The organism is Brachybacterium saurashtrense (assembly GCF_003355475.1).
Lineage (GTDB): Bacteria > Actinomycetota > Actinomycetes > Actinomycetales > Dermabacteraceae > Brachybacterium > Brachybacterium saurashtrense.
Window position 1 is genome coordinate 253,960 of sequence record NZ_CP031356.1, and the last position, 21,696, is coordinate 275,655.

At 74.4% G+C, this 21,696-nt stretch carries 17 protein-coding genes; 5 read left to right on the top strand and 12 right to left on the bottom strand.

Features of this window, described 5'->3' with window-relative positions; genetic code table 11:
- Nucleotides 1–93: 93 nt before the first annotated feature.
- From DWV08_RS01170 to DWV08_RS01210, 9 genes are all read right to left on the bottom strand, one after another.
- A complete protein-coding gene (locus tag DWV08_RS01170; RefSeq protein ID WP_115412119.1) occupies nucleotides 94–609 on the bottom strand; it encodes a GNAT family N-acetyltransferase in 516 nt (171 codons plus the stop codon).
- Nucleotides 606–2,228 (bottom strand): dipeptide ABC transporter ATP-binding protein, encoded by a 1,623-nt coding sequence (locus DWV08_RS01175; RefSeq protein WP_115412120.1) that lies wholly within the window; start codon nucleotides 2,226–2,228, stop codon nucleotides 606–608. Before DWV08_RS01175 ends, DWV08_RS01170 begins: the two co-directional genes overlap by 4 nt.
- Nucleotides 2,225–3,091 carry an ABC transporter permease gene (locus DWV08_RS01180; RefSeq protein ID WP_115412121.1) on the bottom strand — a complete coding sequence of 289 codons (867 nt, stop codon included), beginning with the start codon at nucleotides 3,089–3,091 and terminating at the stop codon, nucleotides 2,225–2,227. The genes DWV08_RS01175 and DWV08_RS01180 overlap by 4 nt, the downstream gene beginning before the upstream one ends.
- Nucleotides 3,088–4,098, bottom strand: coding sequence for an ABC transporter permease (locus DWV08_RS01185; protein ID WP_115412122.1), 1,011 nt, complete (start codon nucleotides 4,096–4,098; stop codon nucleotides 3,088–3,090). The genes DWV08_RS01180 and DWV08_RS01185 overlap by 4 nt, the downstream gene beginning before the upstream one ends.
- On the bottom strand, nucleotides 4,095–5,777 hold the full coding sequence (locus tag DWV08_RS01190) for an ABC transporter substrate-binding protein (protein WP_115412123.1): 1,683 nt from the start codon (nucleotides 5,775–5,777) through the stop codon (nucleotides 4,095–4,097). The genes DWV08_RS01185 and DWV08_RS01190 overlap by 4 nt, the downstream gene beginning before the upstream one ends.
- Complete coding sequence (locus DWV08_RS01195; RefSeq protein ID WP_115412124.1) at nucleotides 5,774–7,033, bottom strand: aminotransferase-like domain-containing protein; 1,260 nt, start codon at nucleotides 7,031–7,033, stop codon at nucleotides 5,774–5,776. Before DWV08_RS01195 ends, DWV08_RS01190 begins: the two co-directional genes overlap by 4 nt.
- Complete coding sequence (locus DWV08_RS01200) at nucleotides 7,033–8,433, bottom strand: FAD-binding oxidoreductase (RefSeq protein WP_115412125.1); 1,401 nt, start codon at nucleotides 8,431–8,433, stop codon at nucleotides 7,033–7,035. Before DWV08_RS01200 ends, DWV08_RS01195 begins: the two co-directional genes overlap by 1 nt.
- 323 nt (nucleotides 8,434–8,756) lie before the next feature.
- Nucleotides 8,757–9,743, bottom strand: a complete 987-nt coding sequence (locus DWV08_RS01205; RefSeq protein WP_115412126.1) for a cation diffusion facilitator family transporter — start codon at nucleotides 9,741–9,743, stop codon at nucleotides 8,757–8,759.
- Nucleotides 9,740–10,090 carry an ArsR/SmtB family transcription factor gene (locus DWV08_RS01210; protein ID WP_115412127.1) on the bottom strand — a complete coding sequence of 117 codons (351 nt, stop codon included), beginning with the start codon at nucleotides 10,088–10,090 and terminating at the stop codon, nucleotides 9,740–9,742. Before DWV08_RS01210 ends, DWV08_RS01205 begins: the two co-directional genes overlap by 4 nt.
- A 125-nt stretch (nucleotides 10,091–10,215) precedes the next feature.
- Here DWV08_RS01210 and DWV08_RS01215 point away from each other — a divergent pair, with 125 nt between their 5' ends.
- Nucleotides 10,216–11,769 (top strand): long-chain-fatty-acid--CoA ligase, encoded by a 1,554-nt coding sequence (locus DWV08_RS01215; RefSeq protein WP_115412128.1) that lies wholly within the window; start codon nucleotides 10,216–10,218, stop codon nucleotides 11,767–11,769.
- A gap of 30 nt (nucleotides 11,770–11,799) precedes the next feature.
- On the opposite strand, the gene DWV08_RS01220 is transcribed toward DWV08_RS01215, so the two are convergent.
- On the bottom strand, nucleotides 11,800–12,267 hold the full coding sequence (locus tag DWV08_RS01220; RefSeq protein ID WP_115412129.1) for a rhodanese-like domain-containing protein: 468 nt from the start codon (nucleotides 12,265–12,267) through the stop codon (nucleotides 11,800–11,802).
- A complete protein-coding gene (locus tag DWV08_RS01225) occupies nucleotides 12,264–13,898 on the bottom strand; it encodes a DEAD/DEAH box helicase (RefSeq protein WP_115412130.1) in 1,635 nt (544 codons plus the stop codon). Before DWV08_RS01225 ends, DWV08_RS01220 begins: the two co-directional genes overlap by 4 nt.
- A gap of 354 nt (nucleotides 13,899–14,252) precedes the next feature.
- On the opposite strand from DWV08_RS01225, the gene DWV08_RS01230 reads away from it, so the two are divergent.
- From DWV08_RS01230 to DWV08_RS01245, 4 genes are all read left to right on the top strand, one after another.
- The gene (locus tag DWV08_RS01230; protein ID WP_115412131.1) at nucleotides 14,253–16,217 is read left to right on the top strand and encodes a glycoside hydrolase family 2 protein; all 1,965 of its coding nucleotides are present in this window, start codon (nucleotides 14,253–14,255) and stop codon (nucleotides 16,215–16,217) included.
- A 40-nt stretch (nucleotides 16,218–16,257) separates the two neighbouring features.
- Entirely contained in the window at nucleotides 16,258–17,277 is a 1,020-nt protein-coding gene (locus DWV08_RS01235; RefSeq protein WP_115412132.1) for a GNAT family N-acetyltransferase, read from the top strand.
- Complete coding sequence (locus DWV08_RS01240; protein WP_115412133.1) at nucleotides 17,274–18,308, top strand: zinc-dependent alcohol dehydrogenase family protein; 1,035 nt, start codon at nucleotides 17,274–17,276, stop codon at nucleotides 18,306–18,308. The genes DWV08_RS01235 and DWV08_RS01240 overlap by 4 nt, the downstream gene beginning before the upstream one ends.
- Nucleotides 18,309–18,382: 74 nt before the next feature.
- Nucleotides 18,383–19,498, top strand: coding sequence for a ribonuclease HI family protein (locus DWV08_RS01245; RefSeq protein ID WP_115412134.1), 1,116 nt, complete (start codon nucleotides 18,383–18,385; stop codon nucleotides 19,496–19,498).
- Nucleotides 19,499–19,648: 150 nt separating this feature from the next.
- Here the strand turns inward: DWV08_RS01245 and DWV08_RS01250 are convergent, their stop codons facing one another.
- On the bottom strand, nucleotides 19,649–21,493 hold the full coding sequence (locus tag DWV08_RS01250; protein WP_115412135.1) for an HNH endonuclease: 1,845 nt from the start codon (nucleotides 21,491–21,493) through the stop codon (nucleotides 19,649–19,651).
- Between the last annotated feature and the right edge of the window lie 203 nt (nucleotides 21,494–21,696).

The window sequence follows — 21,696 nt, forward strand, 5'->3', positions numbered from 1 at the left end:
GCCGGCGATCATCGCCGCGAGCACCGTGAGGCCGAGGACCGGCACCGCGCGCAGGCGCAGCGGCTCGGGATGCACCTCGCGGACGCGGCGGGCTCAGGGGCGGGGTGTCAGCGCCTTTCGGAAGCACACGCTGATCCCGTCGGCCGGGTCGTAGGGGGCGAACACGTCGATCCGGGCCCAGCCCTCGCGCTCGTAGAGCGCGATCGCCTCGGGCTGACGGTTCCCGGTCTGGAGGAACAGCTCGCTCGCGCCGCGCTCGCGGGCCGCCTCCTCGAGCCGGGCGAGGACGCGGCGGGCGAGCCCGAACCGGCGATGGTCGGCGTCGATGAACAGGCGCTTGACCTCCCAGCGGTCCGCGAGGCGGCGCAGCGTGCCGGTCGCCGCGACCGTGGCGGGCGCGCCCACGAGCGCGAGCACCACCACGGCGACGTCCTCCGTGGTGGGCTGGGCGGGCCGGGGCGCGCTGCCGCGCAGCGCCGCGTAGCGCGGCCCGATCTCCGCATCCATCGCCGCGCGCAGCTCCTGCGCCCGCGGATCGTCCCAGCCGGTGTGCTCCCAGAGCAGGCTGCGCCCGTCCGGCAGGGTGGTGGGCTGCGCGGTGGCGGTCATGCCCTCGCCCCCACGTCCTCGCGGGCGGGGATCGAGGCGATGAGCCGCCGCGTGTACTCCTCGCGCGGGGCGGCGAAGACCTCCTCCACCGGCCCGGACTCGACCGCCTCGCCGCGGCGCAGCACGGTGAGGGTGTCCGCGAACTGCCGCACCACACCGAGGTCGTGCGAGATGAACAGGTAGGTCAGCCCCAGGTCCCTCTGCAGGGTCTGGAGGACCTCCAGGATCCCGGCCTGGACCGTGACGTCCAGGGCGCTGGTGGGCTCGTCCAGCACGAGCACCTCGGGCCGCAGCGCGAGGGCACGCGCGATCGCGACCCGCTGGCGCTGCCCGCCGGAGAGGGCGCCCGGCCGGCGCCTCCGCAGCGAGGCGGGCAGGCGCACGGCCTCGAGCGCCCAGGCCGTGGTCTCCGCGCGGGCGGCGCGCTCGCCCACCCGGTAGCGGTCCAGCGGCTCCTGCACGATCCGCTCCACGCCCAGCCGGGGATCCAGGGAGGTAAAGGGGTTCTGGTGGACGAGCTGCAGGTTGCGCCGCAGCGCGCGCAGCGCCGCGGGATCCCCGGGATCGACCTCCCTGCCGCCCACCGTCAGGGTGCCGGCGTCCAGCGTCTCGAGCCCCAGCAGGGCCCGGGCCGCCGTGGACTTCCCCGAGCCGGACTCGCCGACCAGCGCATGGGTGCGCCCGCGGGGGATCGTGAAGGAGACGTCCGAGAGCGCGCGCACCTCGCGGTCCCGGGTGCGGAAGGTGCGGGAGATCGCGTCGGCCGCGACCTGCGCGCCGCCGAGCGGAGGGCGTGCATCCCGCGCGGCGCGCAGGGAGGCGAAGCGATCCGGGTTCAGCCCCGGCACGTCCGCCTGCAGCGCGCGGGTGTACTCCGTGCGGGGCGCCGCGAACACGGAGTCCGTCGGCCCCGCCTCCTGGACCGTGCCCTCCTGCAGCACCACCACCTCGTCCGCCCGGGAGGCGGCGAGGGCGAGATCGTGGGTGATCAGCAGGACGCCGATGCCCAGCTCGGCCCGCAGCTGATCCAGCAGGTCGAGGATCTGCTCCTGGACCGTCACGTCGAGGGCGCTGGTGGGCTCGTCGGCCACCAGCAGCCGGGGGCCGGGCAGGATCGCGAGCGCGATCAGCACCCGCTGCAGCTGCCCGCCGGAGAGCTGATGGGGGAAGGAGTCCAGGAGGCGCCGCGGCTCGGGCAGCCCCACCCGCTCGAACGCCGTGAGCACGAGGGCCTCGCGCTCCGCGCCTCGGCGGGCGCCGGGCACGAGCGCCGCCGCCTCCAGCGCCTGGGAGCCGATCGTGCGCACCGGGTTCAGGGACGAGCCCGGATCCTGCGGCACGAAGCCCAGCACCCGCCCGCGCAGCGGCAGGAAGTCCTTCTCCCGCAGCCCCGACACCTCCCTGCCCTCGAGCCGGATCGACCCGTCCACCCGGGCGCGCCGCGACCCGAGCAGGCGCAGCACGGCCCGCGCGATCGTGGACTTCCCCGAGCCGGACTCGCCGATCAGGGCGAGCGCGCGGCCCGCGCCCAGGGCGAAGGAGACCCCGTGCACCACCTCGGCGGGGCCGTAGGCGATGCGCAGGTTCTCGACCTGGAGCAGTGCAGAGCTGGGGTTCATCGGTTCCTCCCCTGATCGAGCCAGCGGGACAGCCGGCTCACGGACAGCACGACGACGGCGATGACGAGGCCCGGGGCGATCACGAGCCACGGGGCGTGCAGGAGGTGCTCGCGGCCGTCGGAGACGAGCAGACCCCAGTCGGAGGCGGGCGGCGGATCCCCGTAGCCCAGGAAGGCGAGCCCGGCGATGACGAGGATCGCGATGCCGAACTGCAGGATCGCGAGCGAGAGCACGGGCCGCAGCGCATTGGGCAGCACGTGCCGGGCCAGCACGTACCCCGCCGAGGCGCCGCTGAGCCGCGCCGCCTCGATGAACACGCTGGTGCGCACCCGCAGCACCTCCGAGCGCATCAGGCGGGCGAAGACCGCCACCGCGGAGACGCCGGTGGCGATCGCCGCATTGCGGGTGTCGTACCCCAGCGCCGTCACCACCACCACGGCCAGCAGGAAGCCGGGGATCGCCAGCAGCACGTCGACCACCCGGCCGATCACCGCGTCGATCCAGCCGCCCAGGTAGCCGCCCAGCAGGCCCAGCGCCCCGCCGGCCGCCACCCCGATCGCCACCGCGATCAGGGCGCTGGTGATCGAGGAGGCGGAGCCGTGCACGATGCGGGTGAACAGGTCGCGGCCCAGATGGTCGGTGCCGGCCCAGTATCGCAGGCCCGGCGCGGTGAACTTGTCCTCCGGCAGCCCGAGCGCCGGGTCGTGACCGGTGACCAGCCCCGGCGCGAGCGACCAGAGCAGCACCACCGCGATCACCGCGAGGGAGAGCAGCACGGTCAGCGGCGGCCGGGCACGCCCGGCGGCGAGGGCGGCGGACCGCGGGACGAGCGCGGGTGAGGCCGTGGGGGCGGTGGCGGTCATCGGGTCTCCTCGGGCGCCCGCAGGCGCGGGTCCAGCAGCGGGTAGAGCAGGTCGATCACCAGGTTCACGACCACGAACACGGCGGCGGAGAGCACCACGGCCGCCAGCAACACCGGCACGTCCTGGCTGGTCACCGCCTTCTGCACGACGGTGCCGACGCCCGAGCGGCCGAAGATCGTCTCGGTGATGAGGGAGCCTCCCAGCACTTCGCCGAGCACCAGGCCCACGATCGTCACGGTGGGCAGCAGGGAGGGGCGCAGCAGGTGCCGCACCACCACCCGCGCCGGCGGCAGGCCGCGCGCGAGCGCGACCTCGGCGAAGTCCTGCCCGGCGCTCTCGTCCAGCGCCGTGATGAACACCTGGGCGATCTGCGCGGAGACCGGGATCGCGAGGGTCAGCGCCGCGGCGAGCGTGGACAGCGGGCTCTCCGGCTCCACCAGGCTGAACAGGCCCAGCTGCACGGCCAGCACCTGGATCAGCACCAGGCCGATGAGGAAGTTCGGGGTGGAGAGGAACACCGCCGGCAGGGCCCGCACCAGCGAGTTCGCCGGCCCCTCCGGCAGCAGGCGGGACAGCAGGCCCAGCACGGCCGCGAGCAGGATCGCGAGCACCAGCGCGGTGGCGGCGAGCGCGAGGGTGGAGGGGATCGCCGCCCCCAGCAGCGCGGTGACCGGCTGGGAGGTGGACAGCGAGGTCCCCAGATCGCCCTGCAGCGCGGCGCCGACGGAGACCAGCAGCTGCACCGGCACCGGGCGGTCCAGGCCGTGGAAGGCGCGGATCTGCGCCTTCTCCGCCTCCGAGTAGCCGTTCTGCGGGTTGTCCAGCTGCGCGGAGATCGGATCGCCGGGGATCGCGGCGAGCACCAGGAACACCAGCGCGTAGGCACCGGCGATCACCAGCAGGGCCTGGCCCGAGCGGCGCAGGGCGAACGCCCCGTAGCGACGGGCGGCGAGGCCCCGGCGCGCCGCCGCCGCGGGACGGGGGAGGGCGAGGGGCGGGGCGGTCATGACGGCTCCTTCACGGCGGCGTGGTACGAGGGGATCGCGACGGCGTTGAAGGTGATGCCCGACAGCCGCGGGGACTGCACGTAGATGCGCTGCACGTTCTGCTCCAACGGGACGAAGTACGCCTGCTCGAGCACGTGGCGGGACAGCTCCTCGACCAGGCCCGCGCGCTCCTGGCGCGAGGCGGCGCCCGCGACCTCGTCGCGCAGGCGCACCAGCTCGGCGTCGGTGGAGCCCACCTGGAACCAGTCCTCGCCCTCGTCGGTCACCACTCCCGCCACGGTGCCGACGTCCACGAAGCTGCGGGTCACCTCGGCGACCCCCTGCGTGGGGTCGTTGGTGACCCGCTCGGCCCAGGTGGGGATGTCGACCTTCTGGATGCCCACCCGGAACCCGAGCCGGCCCAGGTGCTGGCTGATCAGCTCCGCCTCTGGCACCGAGCCGGTGAGATACGGGGTGGGGTAGATCGTGAAGCCGAGCTCCACCCCGTCCCGGGTGCGGATCCCGTCGGCCGTGCGCCCCGTCCAGCCGGCCTCGTCCAGCAGGGACGCGGCGAGCTCCGGCGCGTACTCGAAGGTGTCCCGCAGATCGGTGGTCTCGGGGATGCCGGCCTGCAGCCAGCTGGTGGCCGGCTCCCAGGCGTCGGTGAACACGGTGCGGAGGATCTCCGCCCGATCGATGCCGCGGGTGACGGCCTGGCGCACGCGCACGTCGTCGAAGGGCGCGGCGGAGGTGCGGAGGCTGTAGCCGTGCACGAACCCCAGGTAGCGGGGCACCTCGATGACGAATCCGGCCTCGGTGAACGAGTCCAGCACCTGCGGGTTCACGTTGTAGGCGATGTCGGTCTGGCCGGCGCGCGCGGCGGAGGCGCGCAGCGTGTCGTCCGGCAGCACCGTGTAGGTGATCGCGGCGAGGCGTGCGGGACCGCTCGCGCCGAGCACCTCCGGCGCCCAGTCGTAGTCCTCCCGCCGCACCAGCCGCACCCGCTCCCGCGCCGACCAGCTCTCCAGCACGAACGGTCCCGACCCGATCTGGGCGGAGAGATCGGACTGCTCCTCGAGGGAGAGGGCGATGCTGGAGGGCGCCATCAGCTGGCAGCCGTGGTAGCCGAGGGTGGGGAGGAAGGAGAGCGTGGGGGCGGTGAAGGAGACCCGTACCGTGAGCGCGTCGAGCGCCTCCGCCCCCGCGTAGGTGCTGCCGGGGAACAGGCCCACCCGGGCGATGCCCTCCTCGGGCCGGCCCACCGCCCACGAGTCGAGGTTCGCCACCACGGCCGCGGCGTCCAGCGGGGTGCCGTCGGAGAAGGTGACGCCCTCGCGCAGGTGCAGCACGTACTCTCTCGCCTCGGCGTCCTGCTCCCAGTCCGCGGCGATCCAGGGGGAGACGACCCCGTCGGCGCTGGTGTGCACGAGCTTGTCCGTGAGCTGCTGCCACACGTTGGCCTCGTAGCTGGAGATGGAGCTCTGGGAGGGCACCCAGCCGCCGTCGAGGTTCGAGATCAGGAAGCTGAGCTCGGACTCGTCGGCGGTGTCGGCGGTGCCGGCGGTGCCCGGGGCCCCGCCGTCGGCGCGGGCGCCGTCCGCGGAGCAGCCGGCCAGCGGCAGGGCGGCGAGCCCGAGCGCGCCCGCGCCCAGCCCCTGCAGCACCCCGCGACGGCTCGGGGCGGCGGGACGCCGGCTCATCGCCGGGCCTCCGGTGCGCTGAGCGCCGCGATCAGCCGCTCGGCGGCGAGGGTCAGCGCGTCCTCGTCGAGATGGCTGATGCCCAGGCGCAGACGCCCGCGGTCGTCCTCGGACGGAGCGAGGAAGAAGTACCGGCCCAGCACCGCGTCGGTGCCCAGGCGCTCCCGGGCCAGGCGCTGGGCGGCGGCGAGATCGATCCCCGGATCGAGCACCCGCGCCCACAGGAAGATCCCTCCCTCGCGGTGCTCGGCCCGCACCCCGCCGGGAACGCCCTCGTCGAGCAGGCGCAGCAGCAGCTCCGCACGGCGCGCGTAGAGGGTGCGGGCGCGGTCGGCGATGACGTCGAGCCCGCCGCCCCGCGGTGCATGGTCCCCGGCGCCGACGACGCGCCCGACGATCTCCTGCACGAGCACGGAGGAGTGCTGGTCCTGGTTGGCGCGCAGGCGGGTCACCGGGCCCACCAGCCAGCTCGGCAGCACCAGGTAGCCCAGGCGCAGGCCCGGTCCGAGGACCTTCGAGAAGGTGCGCACCCGCACCACCAGCTCCGAGCTGGTCGGGTAGTCCTCCGGCACCTGCACGCCGGGGGCGGCGAGGCCCGCGTAGGCGTTGTCGGAGACGATCACGAACCCGTAGTGCTCGGCGAGGGCCACCAGCCGCTCGCGCTGGAGGGCGGGGGTGACGAGGCCGGTGGGGTTGTGGAAGTCGGGGACCGTGTACAGCAGCGTCGGCCGGGCCCCGGCCCGCAGGCGGTCCTCGAGGGAGTCGAGGTCCGGGCCCTGGTCCGTCAGCGGCAGGGGCAGCACCTCGACCTCGTGATGCTGCAGGTCGCGGAAGATCAGGGGATACGTCGGATCTTCGACCACGATCCGGTCGCCGCGGTCCAGCAGCGCGTCGAACAGCAGCGAGAGGCCGTGGAACGCGCCGTTGGTGAGCAGCACCCGGGAGGGGTCCACGCCCTCGCGGCGCGCGATCCACTCCCGCAGCGGCGTGATCCCTGCCGGGGTGCTGTACTGCAGGGCGCCGACGAGCGCGGCGGGATCGCCGGTGAGGTCCGCGGCCGCCTGGTGCAGCGCCTGCAACGGCAGCGCGTCGGCGCTGGGGGCGCCGCCGAGCAGCGGGATCGCGCCGGGCAGGGGTGCGGCGGTGGAGTGGCCGAAGCCGCGTGAGAGGTCCTTGCGCGCGCCGAGCCGCGAGAGCAGTCCGGCGGAGAGGCTCTCAGGCGTGAGACGGGCGGGATCGAGGGCGGTCGTGCTCATCACAGGGCCTTCCCGGGGTTGAGGAGCTGGTGGGGGTCGAAGGCGGCCTTGAGCCGCTGTTGGAGGCCGCGGGAGGTGGGGGAGAGCTCGAGGTCGAGCCACTCGCGCTTCGCGGTGCCGATGCCGTGCTCGCCGCTGACGGTGCCGCCGAGGTCGAGCGCGGTGCGGACCAGCTCGTCGGCCGCCGCCAGGATCGCCGGCGGCAGCGGGCCGGGGGCCTCGCCCTCCGCGGAGGGCAGGGCGAGGGAGGGGTGGAGGTTCCCGTCCCCGGCGTGGGCCACGGCGGAGGTCGCCACCCCGTGCCGGTCCCCGATCTCGGACAGCGCGGTGAAGATCTCCGCCAGGCGGGACTTCGGCACGGCGATGTCCTCGCCCAGGCGGTGGCCGCCCGCCCCGGAGCCGCGCCCCGAGCGGCGCAGCTCCCAGAGGTGCTCGGCCTCCGCCTCGTCGGGCACCAGGCGCATCTCGGCGCCCGCGGCGGTGAGCACGGCGACGAGATCGGCGCTCTGCTCCTCGATGCCGTAGCCGTCCAGCTCGATGAGCAGCAGCGCGCTGTCGCCGTCGGCCAGGGCCGAGCCGGTGTGCGCCTCGATGTCGGCGAGAGTCGCGCCGTCCAGCAGCTCCGTCGCCGCGGGGCGGACGGGGCTGCGCGAGATCGCATTGACGCCCGCGGCCGCGGAGCCGGCGGAGTCGAAGCGGGCCACGACCGTGCGCCGGGCCACGGGCAGGGGCCGGATCCGCACCGTCGCCGCGGTGATCACGGCGAGGGTGCCCTCGGAGCCGATCAGCAGCTGGGTGAGGTCGAGACCGGTGACGCCCTTGAGGGAGCGGTGGCCGGTGGTGAGCAGCGTGCCGTCGGCCAGCACCGCCTCCAGGGCGAGCACGGATTCGCGCGTCACGCCGTACTTCGCGCAGTGCAGCCCGCCCGCATTGGTCGCGATGTTCCCGCCGATCGTGGACAGCCGCGCGCTCGCGGGGTCCGGGGCGTAGAAGAAGCCGAGCGGGGCGAGCGCCGTCGAGAGATCCGCGGTGACCACCCCGGCCTCGACCACGGCGACCTCGTCGAGCACGTCGATCTCGCGGATCGCGGTGAGCCGCTCCAGCCCCAGCACGAGTGCGCCGTCGGTGGGGACCGCGCCGCCGGAGAGGCCGGAGCCGGCGCCGCGGGGCACCACGGGGGTCCCGGTCTCGTGGGCCAGGCGCAGCGTCGTCTGCACCCCCGCGGTGTCGCGGGGGAGGGCGAGGACGAAGCCGGTGCCCTCCGCGGCGCGGACGGCCCGGTCCCCCGCGTACTGCGGGGCCGGCGTCTCGGACACGGCCTCCTCGCCGATCTCCTCGCGCAGGCGGGCGGCGAGGTCGGCCAGGGAGGGGACAGGGTGGGGCGGGGCGGTCGTGCTCACGGCGGGACTCCAGGTGGCGAGGGGATGTGGTCAGCGTGCGACACCTACAACCATAAGCAAAAGTAGTGACCGCTATAAGTCTTGATGTGAATGGCGTGATCCCCGCCACTCCGTCCGACGCCCCTCCGTCGGACGCCCCTCCGCCGGCGACGGCGCGAGGGCGGCGCCTCCGGGCATGACAACGCCCCGCCGCCCCGTGCGGTTCTGCCCGCTGTGCTTCCGTGTCTGGAAGCACAGCGGGCAGAACCGCACGGGGAAGGGCTGCGGGGCGGGAGGGGCGTGGGGCGGGAGGGTCGGTCCGCGCTGCCTGCGGGGTGGTCGGGTCAGTGCCGCGGCGGGCGCAGCGCCGTCTCGTCCTCCCCGTGGATCGGCACGTGCGCCTCGGGGATGTCCTCGTAGCTGGCCGGATCGGAGATCGGCTCGAGGTGTGTGAGCACGATCAGGCCGGGCAGCGCCTCCATGAGCTCCTGCTCCAGGTGCTCGATGTAGTCGTGGCCGCGCTTGACGGTCCACTCGTCGGGCACCAGCACGTGCACGTTCATGTGCTTCTCCTGCCCGGCCTCGCGGGTCTGCAGGCCGTGGAAGGTGACGGTGTCGTCGGTGCGGCGGCGCAGGATCTCGGTGATGACCTCGTGCTCCTCGTCCGGCAGCGCCTTGTCCAGCAGGCCGGAGACGGACTCGGTGATCAGGCCGATGCCGGTGATGATGATGTTGATGCCCACCGCGAAGGCGACGAGCGGATCGAGGCGCTCCCAGCCGGTGAGGACCACCAGCGCCACGCCCACCAGCACGCCGGCGCTGGTGACCACGTCGGTCATCAGGTGCTTGCCGTCCGCGCGCAGGGTGATGGAGTTGTGCTGCTTCCCGGCGCGCAGCAGCACCAGGGCCACGCCGCCGTTGACCAGCGAGGCGATGACGCTGATCCCGAGGCCCCAGCCCACGTTCTCCAGCTCCCGCGGGTTCAGGAAGCGCTCCACGGCGGTGACCAGGATGACCGCGGCGGCCACGAAGATCATCACGCCCTCCACGGCCGCGGAGAAGTACTCCGCCTTCGCCCGGCCGTAGAGGAAGCGGTCGGTGGCCGGGCGGATCGCGACGCGCAGCGCGATCAGCGCGACGACCGCGGCGACCAGGTTGACCACCGATTCGGCGGCGTCGGAGAGCAGGCCCACCGAGCCGGTCATCACCCAGGCACCGGCCTTGAGGGTGATGGTGAGGATCGCGGCGACGATCGAGAGCCAGGCGAACTTCGTGAGGTCCACCTTGTCGCGCGTGCGACGGGCGGGGGCGGGGGAGTCGTGCGCGGTCACGGGAGGTCCTTGCGGGGCGGGTCGGGGGCGAGGGAGCCGTCGGGGGCGATGTGCTCGAAGATCTGCTCCACGAGCTGGACCACGTGCGGGTCCTCGACGGTGTAGTAGCTGTGGCGGCCCTCGCGGGTCGCCGAGACGATGCCGGTGAGGCGCAGCTTGCGCAGGTGCTGGCTGGTGGTGGGCAGGCTCAGGCCCACCCGCCGCGCGAGCTCGCCCACGTCGTAGCGGCCGGTGCTCATCAGCTGGACCAGGTGCAGGCGCGCGGGGCTGGCGAGCATCGAGAAGGTGTCGGCCGCGGCGGCGAGCTGCGGCTCGGTGGGGAAGGGGTCCCCGGGGGCGGTATTCATGGACCTGATCCTCGCGACATTTCGTCACTCGCGCAACTGACGAAGTGGGCGTGTGGTGCGCCCCACGCGCTGCGGCCGCGTACGGTGTGACCCACGTGACAGCGACGTCGACGAAGGAGAACCGGATGTACAACCTCTCCGTGGTGCTCGAGGACAGCGCCCGCCAGGCCCCCGAGACCGCCGCCCTGGTGCTCGGCGAGACCACCCTCACCTACGCGCAGGTCGACGCCGCCGCGAACCGGGTCGCGCAACTGCTGGTCTCCCTCGGCGTGGAGCCCGGGGACAGGGTGGCGCTGAGCTGCCCGAACCTGCCGCAGTTCCCGATCGCCTACTACGGGATCCTCAAGGCGGGTGCCGTGGTGGTGCCGCTGAACGTGCTGAACAAGCCGCGCGAGGTCACCTACTTCCTCGACGACACCGACGCCCGCGTGGCGCTGTGCTTCGAGGGCAGCGAGGAGCTGCCCATCGGTCGCTTCGTGGTCGAGGGCGCGCGCGAGGCCGCGCACCCGCCGCAGGTCGTGCTCATGACCGCGGACCCGTCGGCCGAGAGCCCCTACGACGGCGTGCCCACCCTCGCCGGCGCCACCGCCGAGCTGCCGGCCGCCTTCGAGACCGTGCAGCGGCGCGAGACCGACACCGCCGTGGTGCTGTACACCTCCGGCACCACGGGCCGGCCCAAGGGCGCCGAGCTCAGTCACTCCAACCAGCTGATGAACGCCCTGACCTGCCACCGGCTGTTCGGGGCGCGGCCGGGGGAGGACGTGCACCTGGTGGCCCTGCCGCTGTTCCACACCTTCGGCGCCACCGTGAACATGAACGCCGGATTCGCGATGCAGTCCACGCTGGTGCTGCTGCCCCGCTTCGAGCCGCAGCAGGCGCTGGACCTGCTGCTGCGCCACCGGGTGACCCTCTTCGCCGGGGTGCCCACCATGTGGTGGGCGCTGCTGCGCCTGCTCACCGGCGGGGCCGCGGCCGACGGGCTCGCCGACCACCTGCGCCTGGGCGTCTCCGGCGGCTCCGCCCTGCCGGTGGAGATCCTGCGCGGGGTGAAGGAGCATCTGGGGATCTCCATCATGGAGGGCTACGGGCTCTCGGAGACCTCGCCGGTGGCGTCCTTCTCGCTCGCCGACCGGCCCCGGCCGGGCTCCATCGGACTGCCCGTGTGGGGCGTGGAGATGGACCTCATCGACCCCGCCGACCCGGACTGGGGCCGGGTGCGCGAGCCCGACGGGGTCGGCGAGATCGTGGTGCGCGGGCACAACATCATGACCGGCTACCTGGGGCGGCCCGAGGACACCGCCGCGGTGCTGCGAGACGGCTGGTTCCGCACCGGCGACCTGGGCCGGCGTGACGAGGAGGGCTTCTACTACGTGGTGGACCGCGCGAAGGACATGATCCTGCGCGGCGGCTACAACGTATACCCGCGCGAGGTGGAGGAGGTGCTGATGACCCACGAGCAGGTCTCCCTCGCCGCCGTGGTGGGCGTGGCCCAGGAGGGCCTGGGGGAGGAGGTCGTGGCGCACGTGATCCTCGCCGAGGGCGCGACCCTCACCGCCGAGCAGCTGCGGGACTGGGCCAAGGAGCAGATGGCGGACTACAAGTACCCGCGCGAGATCCACCTCGCCGAGCAGCTTCCCATGACCTCCACCGGCAAGATCCTCAAGCGCGAGCTGCGCTGAGCGCACCGCCCCGGCTCCCGGGGTGCGTGCTCAGTCCACGTGGCGGGAGGGCTCCGTCGCGACCGGGAGGCCCGCCGCGCGGTAGGCGCGGAAGCCGCCCACCAGGTCGGTGGCGCGGTGGAATCCGAGGTCGCGCAGGTCGCGGGCGGCCAGGGAGGAGGAGTAGCCCTCGTTGCACACGAGGACCACGAGGTCGTCGTGACCGGGCCCGCCCTCCATGCGGTGCGCGCTGCCCGGGTCCATCCTCCACTCGAGCACGAGGCGCTCCACCACGGTCGCGCCGGGGATGTGCCCCTCGGGCTCGCGCGTGACGGCCGAGCGGATGTCGATCACGTGCGCACCCGCCTCCTGTGCGGCGGCGAGCTCGGCGGGCTCGAGGCGGTCCACGCCCCGGCGTGCGGCGGCGAGGAGCTCCTCGACCCCGCGGCCGGCGGGCGTCTCGGCGCGACGCCGGCCGTGGGCCGCCGCGGGTCCCTGCTCGCCCGGCGCGTCCGTCATCGGCGACGCCCGGAGGAGAAGGCCGCGAGGCCGCCGCCCACGCTGTTGCCGGTGCCTGCGCCCTCGGAGCTGGTCGAGTAGGTCGTCGGGGCGGAGCGGCCCTGGCGGCGACCGCCGCCCGAGCCCTGCCCGCCGCGACCGCCCTGAGCGCTGCGACCGCCCTGGCCGCCCTGGCCTCCGCGACCACCCTGGCCGCCGCGACCGCGGCCCTGACCGCGACCGCCCTGGCCCCGGCCCTCCTGGCCGCTGTGGCCGTCGGCCTGTCCGCGACCGCCGCCCTGGCTGCCGCGCGCGCCGCCCTGGCCGCCGCCCTGGCCGCGACCGCCCTGGCCGCCCTGCCCGCGGCCACCCTGGCCGCGACCGCCCTGGCCCCCGCGGCCGCCGCCGCGTCCGCCACGGCGCTCGCCGTTCAGGCGCGCCTCGTCCAGCGGTGCCTCCGGCTGGCGCGGCTCGTGGGTCTCCACCCGCTCGCCGGGGGCGAGCGAGGTGAGCACCGGGCTGGTGGCGAGCACCTGCGGGTGATAGGTGGGCGTGATCCCCGCCTTGCGCATCAGGTCCTGCACGTCCCGCTTCTGGTCCGGGGTCTGCACCGTGATCACGGTGCCGGACTCGCCCGCGCGGGCGGTGCGGCCCGAGCGGTGCAGGTAGGCCTTGTGCTCCACGGGCGGATCGGCGTGCACCACCAGGGCGACCTCGTCCACGTGGATGCCGCGCGCGGCGATGTCCGTGCACACCATCGTCGTGGCGGTGCCGGCGCCGAAGGCTTCGAGGTTCCGCGTGCGGGCGTTCTGGGAGAGGTTGCCGTGCAGATCCACCGCGTCCACGCCGCGGGCGGAGAGCTTGCGGGCGAGGTTCTTCGCGCCGTACTTGGTGCGGGTGAACATGATGGTGCGGCCCGGCGCGGCGGCGAGGTCGCGCAGCACGTCGAAGCGCGTCTCCTTGTCGACCTCGAGCACGTGGTGCTCCATGGTGCCCACGGGGCTGGTGGCCGGATCCGCCGAGTGCGTGACCGGGTCGTGGAGGAACTCCTTGACCAGCTTGTTCACGCCCGAGTCGAGGGTCGCGGAGAACAGCATCCGCTGGCCCTTGCGCGGGGTCGCCTCGAGGATGCGGCGCACCATGGGCAGGAAGCCCATGTCGGCCATGTGGTCGGCCTCGTCGATCACGGTGATCTCCACGGCGCCGAGGTCGGCGTGCCCCTGGCCCATCAGGTCCAGCAGGCGGCCCGGGCAGGCGATGAGCACGTCGACGCCGCGTGCGAGAGCGTTCACCTGCGGGTTCTGGCCCACGCCGCCGAACACGACGGTGCTGCGCAGGCCGGCGGCGGACTCGAGCGGCGCCAGCGACTCGGCGATCTGCGAGGCCAGCTCGCGGGTGGGGGCGAGCACCAGGGAGCGCGGCCGACGGGACACGCGCTTGCGCGGCTGCTCGAGCAGGCGCGCCACCAGCGGGAGCAGGAAGGCGTAGGTCTTGCCCGAGCCGGTGCGGCCCCGGCCCAGCACATCACGGCCGGAGAGGGAGTCCGGGAGCGTGGCGGCCTGGATCGGGGTGGGCTCGGTGATGCCCATCGGCGCGAGGGCGCCGGTGAGGGCGGACGGCACGCCGAGGCGCGCGAAGTCGGGGGTGGTCACGTGAGGTGATCCGTTCTGTGCGGTGCATCCCGCCCGGGTCGTGGCCGTGCGGCGCCGCAGGGGCGACGCTCCTCGGCCGACGCTGTCTCCGATGGGCGGACGAGGGTCGGCGCGGCCGTGGGGCCTGCGCGGTCGTCCGATCGGGACCTGTGCCGCGGCGGGAGGAACGGCACTGCGGCTCACAGTACGCGCCCGGGGGTCGACCCACCCGCACGGCGCGCGTCGGTGTGAGAAACCACCGGGCCGACGGCCGGTCGGGCGCGGAGGTTCTGGATTTACGACGTTGCAAACCCGCGCGGGGTGCGATTGACTGGGTCCGACCGATCAGCGCCGATCCGCTCCAGGAGCCGCACCGTGACCGCACCTTCCGCTCGCCCCGCATCGCTGCCCACCCCGCTCGAGGCGCTCATCGCCCGGGCGGACGAGCTCGCCGCGCTGCTGGACGCCCCGCTCTCGTCGGCCGGGGACGTGCCGCGCCCCGAGCACCCGCGCCCGCAGCTGCAGCGCCCCACCTGGCTCTCGCTGAACGGCACCTGGCAGTTCGAGATCGACCAGGGCGACTCCGGCCGGGAGCGCGGCCTGCTCGAGCGCGAGCTGACGGGCAGCATCACCGTGCCCTTCGCGCCGGAGACCGAGGCCTCCGGGGTGGGCGACCGCGACTTCCTCGAGGCCGTCTGGTACCGCCGCACCATCACGGTCCCCGGCGACTGGGACGGGCTGCGGCCGATCCTCCGCTTCGAGGCGGTCGATCACGACGCGACCGTGTGGGCGAACGGGGTGGAGGTGGCCCGGCACCGCGGCGGCTTCACCCCCTTCGCCGCGGATCTCTCCGCCGTCCCGGGCGTGGGCGCCGGCGCCGAGGTGGAGATCGTGGTGCGCGCCCGGGACCCGCACGACGTCCCCCAGGCCCGCGGCAAGCAGTCCAGCTGGTTCCGCCCCACCCACGCGAACTACCACCGCACCACCGGCATCTGGCAGAGCGTCTGGCTGGAGGGCGTGCCGTCGGACGCGATCCGCGAGCTGCGCATCGTGCCGTCCCTGGCCGGCGGCTCCTTCGCCGTCACGGCGCCGCTGGCGCGCAGCACCCGCGGCACCCGCCTGGAGGTGATCGCCTCCGTGCCGGGCGGCGAGGAGGTGGCCCGCGCCGAGGTGCCCGCCGATCTCGACCTCGCCCCCGCGCTGCAGCTGGTGATCCCCGAGGACGCGGTGCGGATCTGGGGGCCGGGCGCCCCCGAGCTGTACGCGCTCACCGCCCGCCTGCGTGGCGAGGACGGGGCGGTGCTCGACGAGGTCCGCTCCTACGCGGGGCTGCGCGGCGCGACCCTGCGCGATCACGAGTTCCGGCTCAACGGCCAGAAGGTGTTCCAGCGCCTGGTGCTCGACCAGGGCTACTGGGAGGAGTCCTTCATGACCTCCCCGAGCGATGCGGCGATGACCACGGACATCCGCCTCGCCCTGGAGGCCGGGTTCAACGGGGCGCGACTGCACCAGAAGGTGTTCGAGCAGCGGATGCTGTTCTGGGCGGACCTGCACGGCTACCTGGTGTGGGGCGAGTTCGGGGACTGGGGTGTCTCCGGCTTCGGTCCGATGGGGGACAACCAGCAGCCGCCCGCCTCCTTCGTGGGCGAGTGGATCGAGGCGGTGCAGCGGGACCTCAGCCACCCCAGCATCATCGGCTGGTGCCCGCTGAACGAGACCCACCAGGTGCTCCACGACCGCCGCACCCAGCTGGACGACATCACCCAGGCGATGTACGACGCGACCAAGCTCGCCGACCCCTCCCGCCCGGTGCTCGACGCCTCCGGCTACTCCCACCGGGTGCGGGGCGCGGATGTCTACGACTCCCACTCCTACGAGCAGGATCCGGAGCGGTTCCGGGCCGAGCAGTCCGGTCTCGCCGACGGCACCCCCTTCGCCAACGGCCGCGACCTCGCGCCCGATGAGATGCCGTTCGCCGACGGGGCGTTCTCCCTGCCCTTCGCCGGCCAGCCCTACTTCGTCTCCGAGTACGGCGGTATCTGGTGGAACGAGGAGGAGGCGCGCCGCGCCGCCGAGGCCGAGCGGGCCGGCAACAACGCCGCCGAGTCGTGGGGCTACGGGCAGCGCATCACCTCCGAGGAGGAGCTGTACACCCGCTTCGAGGGCCTCACCCGGGTGCTGCTGGAGGATCCGCTGATGTTCGGGTACTGCTACACGCAGATGACCGACGTGTTCCAGGAGAAGAACGGCATCGTCGACTTCCAGCGCGGCCGCAAGCTGGACCTCGCCCGACTGCGGGAGGTGCAGCAGCGGCCCGCCGCCTACGAGCAGGAGGGCTGAGCGCCCTCCTCGTTCCCGGGCCGGCTCCTAGACTGGCTCGGTGACCACCACCGATGCCACGACCACCCGCACCCCGCTCACCCTCGAGGACGTCCCGGCGCTGACCGCGCTGCTGAACCGCATCGACCGCGCCGAGGAGCTCGACGATCCGGCGGAGGAGCTGAGCATCCGCGAGTGGCTCACCATGCCCGGGCTGGATCTGGCGCGCGACTCGCTCGCGGTGCGGCGCGGCGGGGAGCTGATCGGCGCGGCGATCGTGGACGTGCACACCAGTGTCGACCGCGACGGTCGGGTGCGCTGCCAGCTGATGGGCGGCGTCGATCCCGCGCATCGGCGACAGGGCCTGGGCACCGAGCTGCTCGCCTGGTCCGAGGAGCGGGCCGCGGCGCTCGCCGCACAGCGGCACCCGCAGTGCGGCGAGGCCGTGTTCCGCACCTCCGGCGGGCGCGATCCGCGGCCCGGCACGCCGGCGGGAGCGCGGGTCACCGGCGGCGCCGGCGTGCGGCCGCTGCTGGACCGACGCGGCTACCGCCGGGCGCGCAGCTGGCTGGTGATGGTGCGCGAGCTGCCGGGTGCCGCGGTGGACCTCCCCGTCCCCGACGGCGCCCGGATCCTCGCTCCGTCGGACGCCCAGCGCGACCCCACCCGCGAGGCGCACCTGGCCGCCTTCGCCGACCACTGGGGCTCCGCCCCGATCTCGCAGGAGCGCTGGAGCACCCTCTGGTCCTCCCACACGGCCCGCCGTGAGCTCTCCACCGTCGCGCTCGACGCGGACGGCACGGTGCTGGCCTACGCCGTCACCTCCGAGGACCGCCCCGGAGTGCTCCACATCGCGCTGGTGGGGACCCGGCCCGACGCCCGCGGCCGCGGCCTGGCCCGCGCCGTCCTCGCCCGAACCCTCGCCGCCGGGGCGGAGGCCGGGTACGGGCGCGCCGAGCTCGAGGTCGACGCCGAGTCCCTCACCGGCGCCACCCGCCTCTACGACGCCCTCGGGTTCGTCACGGAGCACGTGGACGCGACCTACGAGAAGCCGGTGGCGCCGGTGGAGCCGGCGCGGTGAGAGCCGTCCGCTTCGAGAGCTTCCGCACCCCGCCCGCCCTGGTCGAGGTGCCGGACCCCGCCTGCCCGCCCCGCGGCGCCGTGATCACGGTGCAAGCCACCGGGGTGTGCCGCAGCGACTGGCATGCGTGGCAGGGGCACGACGACTCCGTGCGCCTGCCGCACGTGCCCGGCCACGAGTTCGCGGGCGTGGTGCGGGAGGTCGGCGAGGAGGTCTCGCGCGTCGCCGTGGGCGACCGGGTCACCGCCCCGTTCATCCTCTCCTGCGGGCGCTGCCCGCAGTGCCTGGCCGGTGCGCCCCAGGTGTGCCCCGCGCAGCAGCAGCCCGGTTTCGACCTGCAGGGCTCCTGGGCCGAGCAGGTCGTGGTCCTCGAGGCGGACCACAACCTCGTCGCCCTGCCCGACGGGATCGACATGACCCTCGCCGCCGGGCTCGGCTGCCGGGTGGGCACGGCGTGGCACGCGGTGCGGGCCCAGGCCGCGGTCCGGCCGGGGGAGACGGTGGCGGTGTTCGGCTGCGGCGGGCTCGGGCTCGCCTGCGTGATGATCGCCCTCGCCGCGGGGGCCGAGGTGATCGCGGTCGACGTCTCCCCGGCCGCCCTCGCCGCCGCCGAGTCGCTGGGGGCGACCGCCCTCGCCGCGGGGCCCGACGTCGTCGACCACGTGCGGGAGCGGACCGGCGGCGGTGCCCACGTGACCCTCGACGCCCTCGGCGCGGCCGCCACGGCGCACTCCGCGCTCGAGGTGCTGCGCCCCCGTGGCCGGCACGTGCAGGTGGGGCTGCTGCTCGGGGACGACGCCGACCCGGCCCTGCCGATGGGACGCGTGATCTCCCAGGAGCTGCAGATCCTCGGCAGCCACGGCCTGGCGGTCGCGGAGTACTCGGAGCTCCTCGCCGATGTCGCGGCCGGTCGGCTGGACCTGGCGGGCACCGTCGGCCGCGTGCTCGAGGCGACCGAGCTGCCCGCCGCGATGCTCGCGATGGACCGTCCGCCCACCAGCGCCGGGATGACGGTGGCGCGCTGGCTCTGAGCCCGGCGTGAGGAACCCCGCGGTCGGGGGCGCGGCGCGTGGCCGCGCCGACCGGCTGTGGAAGCATTGCGCGCATGACGATCACCGCTGCGGCCGACGGCTCCGCCCTCGGCAATCCCGGACCCGCCGGCTGGGCCTGGTACATCGACGACGACTGCTGGCGTGCGGGCGGGTGGCCCCACGGCACCAACAACATGGGCGAGCTGAAGGCGGTGCTGGACCTGCTCGAGGCCACCGCCGTCGACGCCGACCAGCACCTGCTGATCCTCTGCGACAGCCAGTACGTCATCAACTCGGTGACGAAGTGGATGCCGGGCTGGAAGCGCAAGGGCTGGCGCAAGAAGGACGGCAAGCCGGTGCTGAACGTCGAGCTGCTCAAGGACATCGACCGTGCCCTGGCCGGGCGCAGCGTCGAGTTCGAGTGGGTCAAGGGCCATTCCGGGCACGCGATGAACGAGGCGGCGGATCGGCGTGCGAACGCCGCCGCGACGGCGTTCTCGAAGAAGCAGGATCCGGACGTGGGACCCGGATACCGGGGCGGGGCGACGGCGGCCGGCACGGTGGACGGCCCCGCGGCGGGCGCAACGGGTGCTGGCTCTGCTGGCGCTGCGGGCGCTGGCTCCGCGGGCGCTGGCTCTGCGGGCGCGGGCGGGGTGCGCGTGGGCGCGGGCTCCGGGGGAGCGGCGACCGATGGGAATGGCCCGGCCGGGTCCACGGCGCCGGCCGACGACCTGTTCAGCCTGTTCGAGCAGGCCCCGGACCAGACCCCGGACCAGGCCCCGGCCGCTCCGGGCGCGAGCTGCTCCACCGCTGTCGAGGACACGGTGCTGGTCGCCGACGCGCCGGGCTCGACGGACTTCGAGCAGATCACGGCGCGGGAGCAGGCGCTGCACAGCGATGCGCTGCGTGCGGATGCGCCGAGCGCCGCGGAGCTGTTGCATCGGGGGTTCACCGAGGTGGGGGCGAGCGGGCGACGCTACGACCGGGAGGAGATCCTGGCCGCCCTCGCGCCGATGCCCGGCGTCGAGGCGGAGGAGTTCGTGGCCGACGAGGTCGCGCCCGGCGTGGTGCTGCTGCAGTACACGACCCAGGAGCCGCGCGGCACCGTGCACCGCAGCTCGCTGTGGGTGCGGGAGAAGGGCCGGTGGCTGCTGCGCCACCATCAGGGCACGCCGGTCGCCGGGCGATAGCGCAGCGGGCGGAGCGAAAGGCTGCCGCCGGGCCTGCCGACGGGCCCGCCGCCGGGCCCGCCGCGCGGGGACCGTGGGCGCCGTGGGTATCGTTCCGGTCCGCCCCTGTCCGCCCCGGTCTGCCCCTGTCCGTCGGTGGCGAGGTCCGAGCTACCTGGACGGCGGTGCCTCCGGCGGCTCGTCGGGCGGTTCCTCGGGCGGCTCGTCGTCTGACCCCGCGGGCCGGTCACCGGGCTGCGTCTCGGTCGGCCCCTCGGGTGGGGGATCGGGCCACGGTGTGATCAGCGGCGGTGTGCTCGACGTGCCGTGCGCCCCGTGCGGGCTCGCCCAGATCCACGCCCTCGGAGGCGCCGACGGGTCGGAGCGGGGTCGTGTCCCGGACCCTGCGCCGGGCCGATCGTCGAGCGGAGCGTCGGACTGTGCATCGGGCTTTGCGCCGGACGGTGCGTCAGGGTCTGAAACGCTCGTCGTGCGGCGCTCGTGAGGCGTCAGCACCCACAGTCCGTGTTCCTTGAGCAGGTTGCAGCGAGCGCACAGCCCCTGGCCGTTCGCGTAGCTGGTGGCCCCGCCGCGATGGTGGGGGACGGCGTGGTCGCTGTGGCGGATCCGCGCGTTGCACCACGGGGCGCGGCAGGTGGTGTCGCGCCAGCGGATCATCCGGGCCAGCCCCGCGGGGAAGGCGCGGGCGCGCGATTCCATCCCGATCAGCTCGCTGGTGCGCGGGCTGCGGTACAGGCGGCGGTAGAACGCGGTGACGGTCTCGTCGGGATGGGGCTCCTCCACGTCCCGCAGCTGCCCCGGCGGGCGCCCGAGCAGGGTGTCGCGCAGGATGTGGGCGGGGATGGTGCCGTAGCCCTCGAGCTCGGCGGTCTGGGCGTCGTCATCGCGACCCAGGAGCGCCGTGTCGGTGATGACGATGCCCACGTCGAGACCGGGCCGCAGGCGCGGCGGCTCCACGATCGCCGCCCCGGTGGCGGCATCCTCGGACTCGGACTCGGACTCGGACTCGGAGGCGGCGTCGGGGGCGTCGGCGGAGCCGGGCTCGGAGCCGGCGGGGTCGGCGCGGTGCCGCGCGGGAGCCTGCTGCGTCGCGGGCGCGGCGCGCAGGGCGTCGTCCACCAGGAGATCGGCTTCCAGCGCGGGCACGGGCGTCCGCTCACCCGCGGCGCGCAGCGACTCGGCGCGCGTGCGCAGCGACTGCATCACGCCGACCGCATCGACCGCGCGCATCACGGCGGAGATCCGTGCCATCCCGTCGGCCAGCGGGGCCATCCGCACGTGCCGGGAGCGTGCCGCCCGTTCAGCCCGCTCGCGCGAGGTCTCCGGCTCGAGCTTCTGCACCATGGCCCGGATCTCCGCCTGCAGGCGCCGGTGCCCCTTGCCGTGCAGGAACTCGGGATGCTCGCGGAGATGGTCGTCGATCCGGCGACAGGTCTCCGGCGAGGCGCCGTCCAGCGCGCCGGAGAGCGCGGAGGCCTGCGAATCGGTCATGCCACCGGACCAGAGATGATCCACCGAGGCCGGCATGTGCTGCACCAGGCGGCGTGCCTTCGCCCGCGAGAACGAGGCGGCGGCGGGGGAGACCCGCCGCGCCAGAGCGATCTCCTGACCGGCGCCGCGACCCTGCGCCGACGAGGGCACCCCATGGGCGGCGTCGTCGCGCCGGATCCTCTCCTCGGCGGCGACCTGCCAGGTCGCATCCACCGCGGCAAGAGCGCCGCGCAGGTGGTCGATCCCGCCGAGCACGGCCAGCGCCTCCGCGGCGCTCTCGGGGGCCGTGTCCGGCAGCGAATCCCGCACCGACGCGGTGCGGGTGAAGGCCATCAGCGTCGCGGCGAGGACCTGTGCGATCAGCGCGCGGGCCGCGGGCGCGGCCTCGAGCTCCGCGAAGCGCCCCAGGACGTCCTCGAGGACATCGCCCGACGGTGCGGAGACGTCCCGGCGAGGGGTGTCCTCGTCGGGGTCGTCCCCACTGCCCATCGGCGTCGAATTCATGCCTCGAGAATAGTCGGCACAGAATCACCTCACCACCACCGCAGGAAATCTGTGGATAAATCTGCCCTGTGGACGACAGTGTGGACGAAAATGTGGGTGAGAATGTGGAGAGATGGGGTGTGTGGAGGACGAGTGGGCTGGTGCTCCGCCCTGGTCGACAGTTCTCCGGAGTCGTCGGTGCGGTGATGAAGCATGCAGAGAAA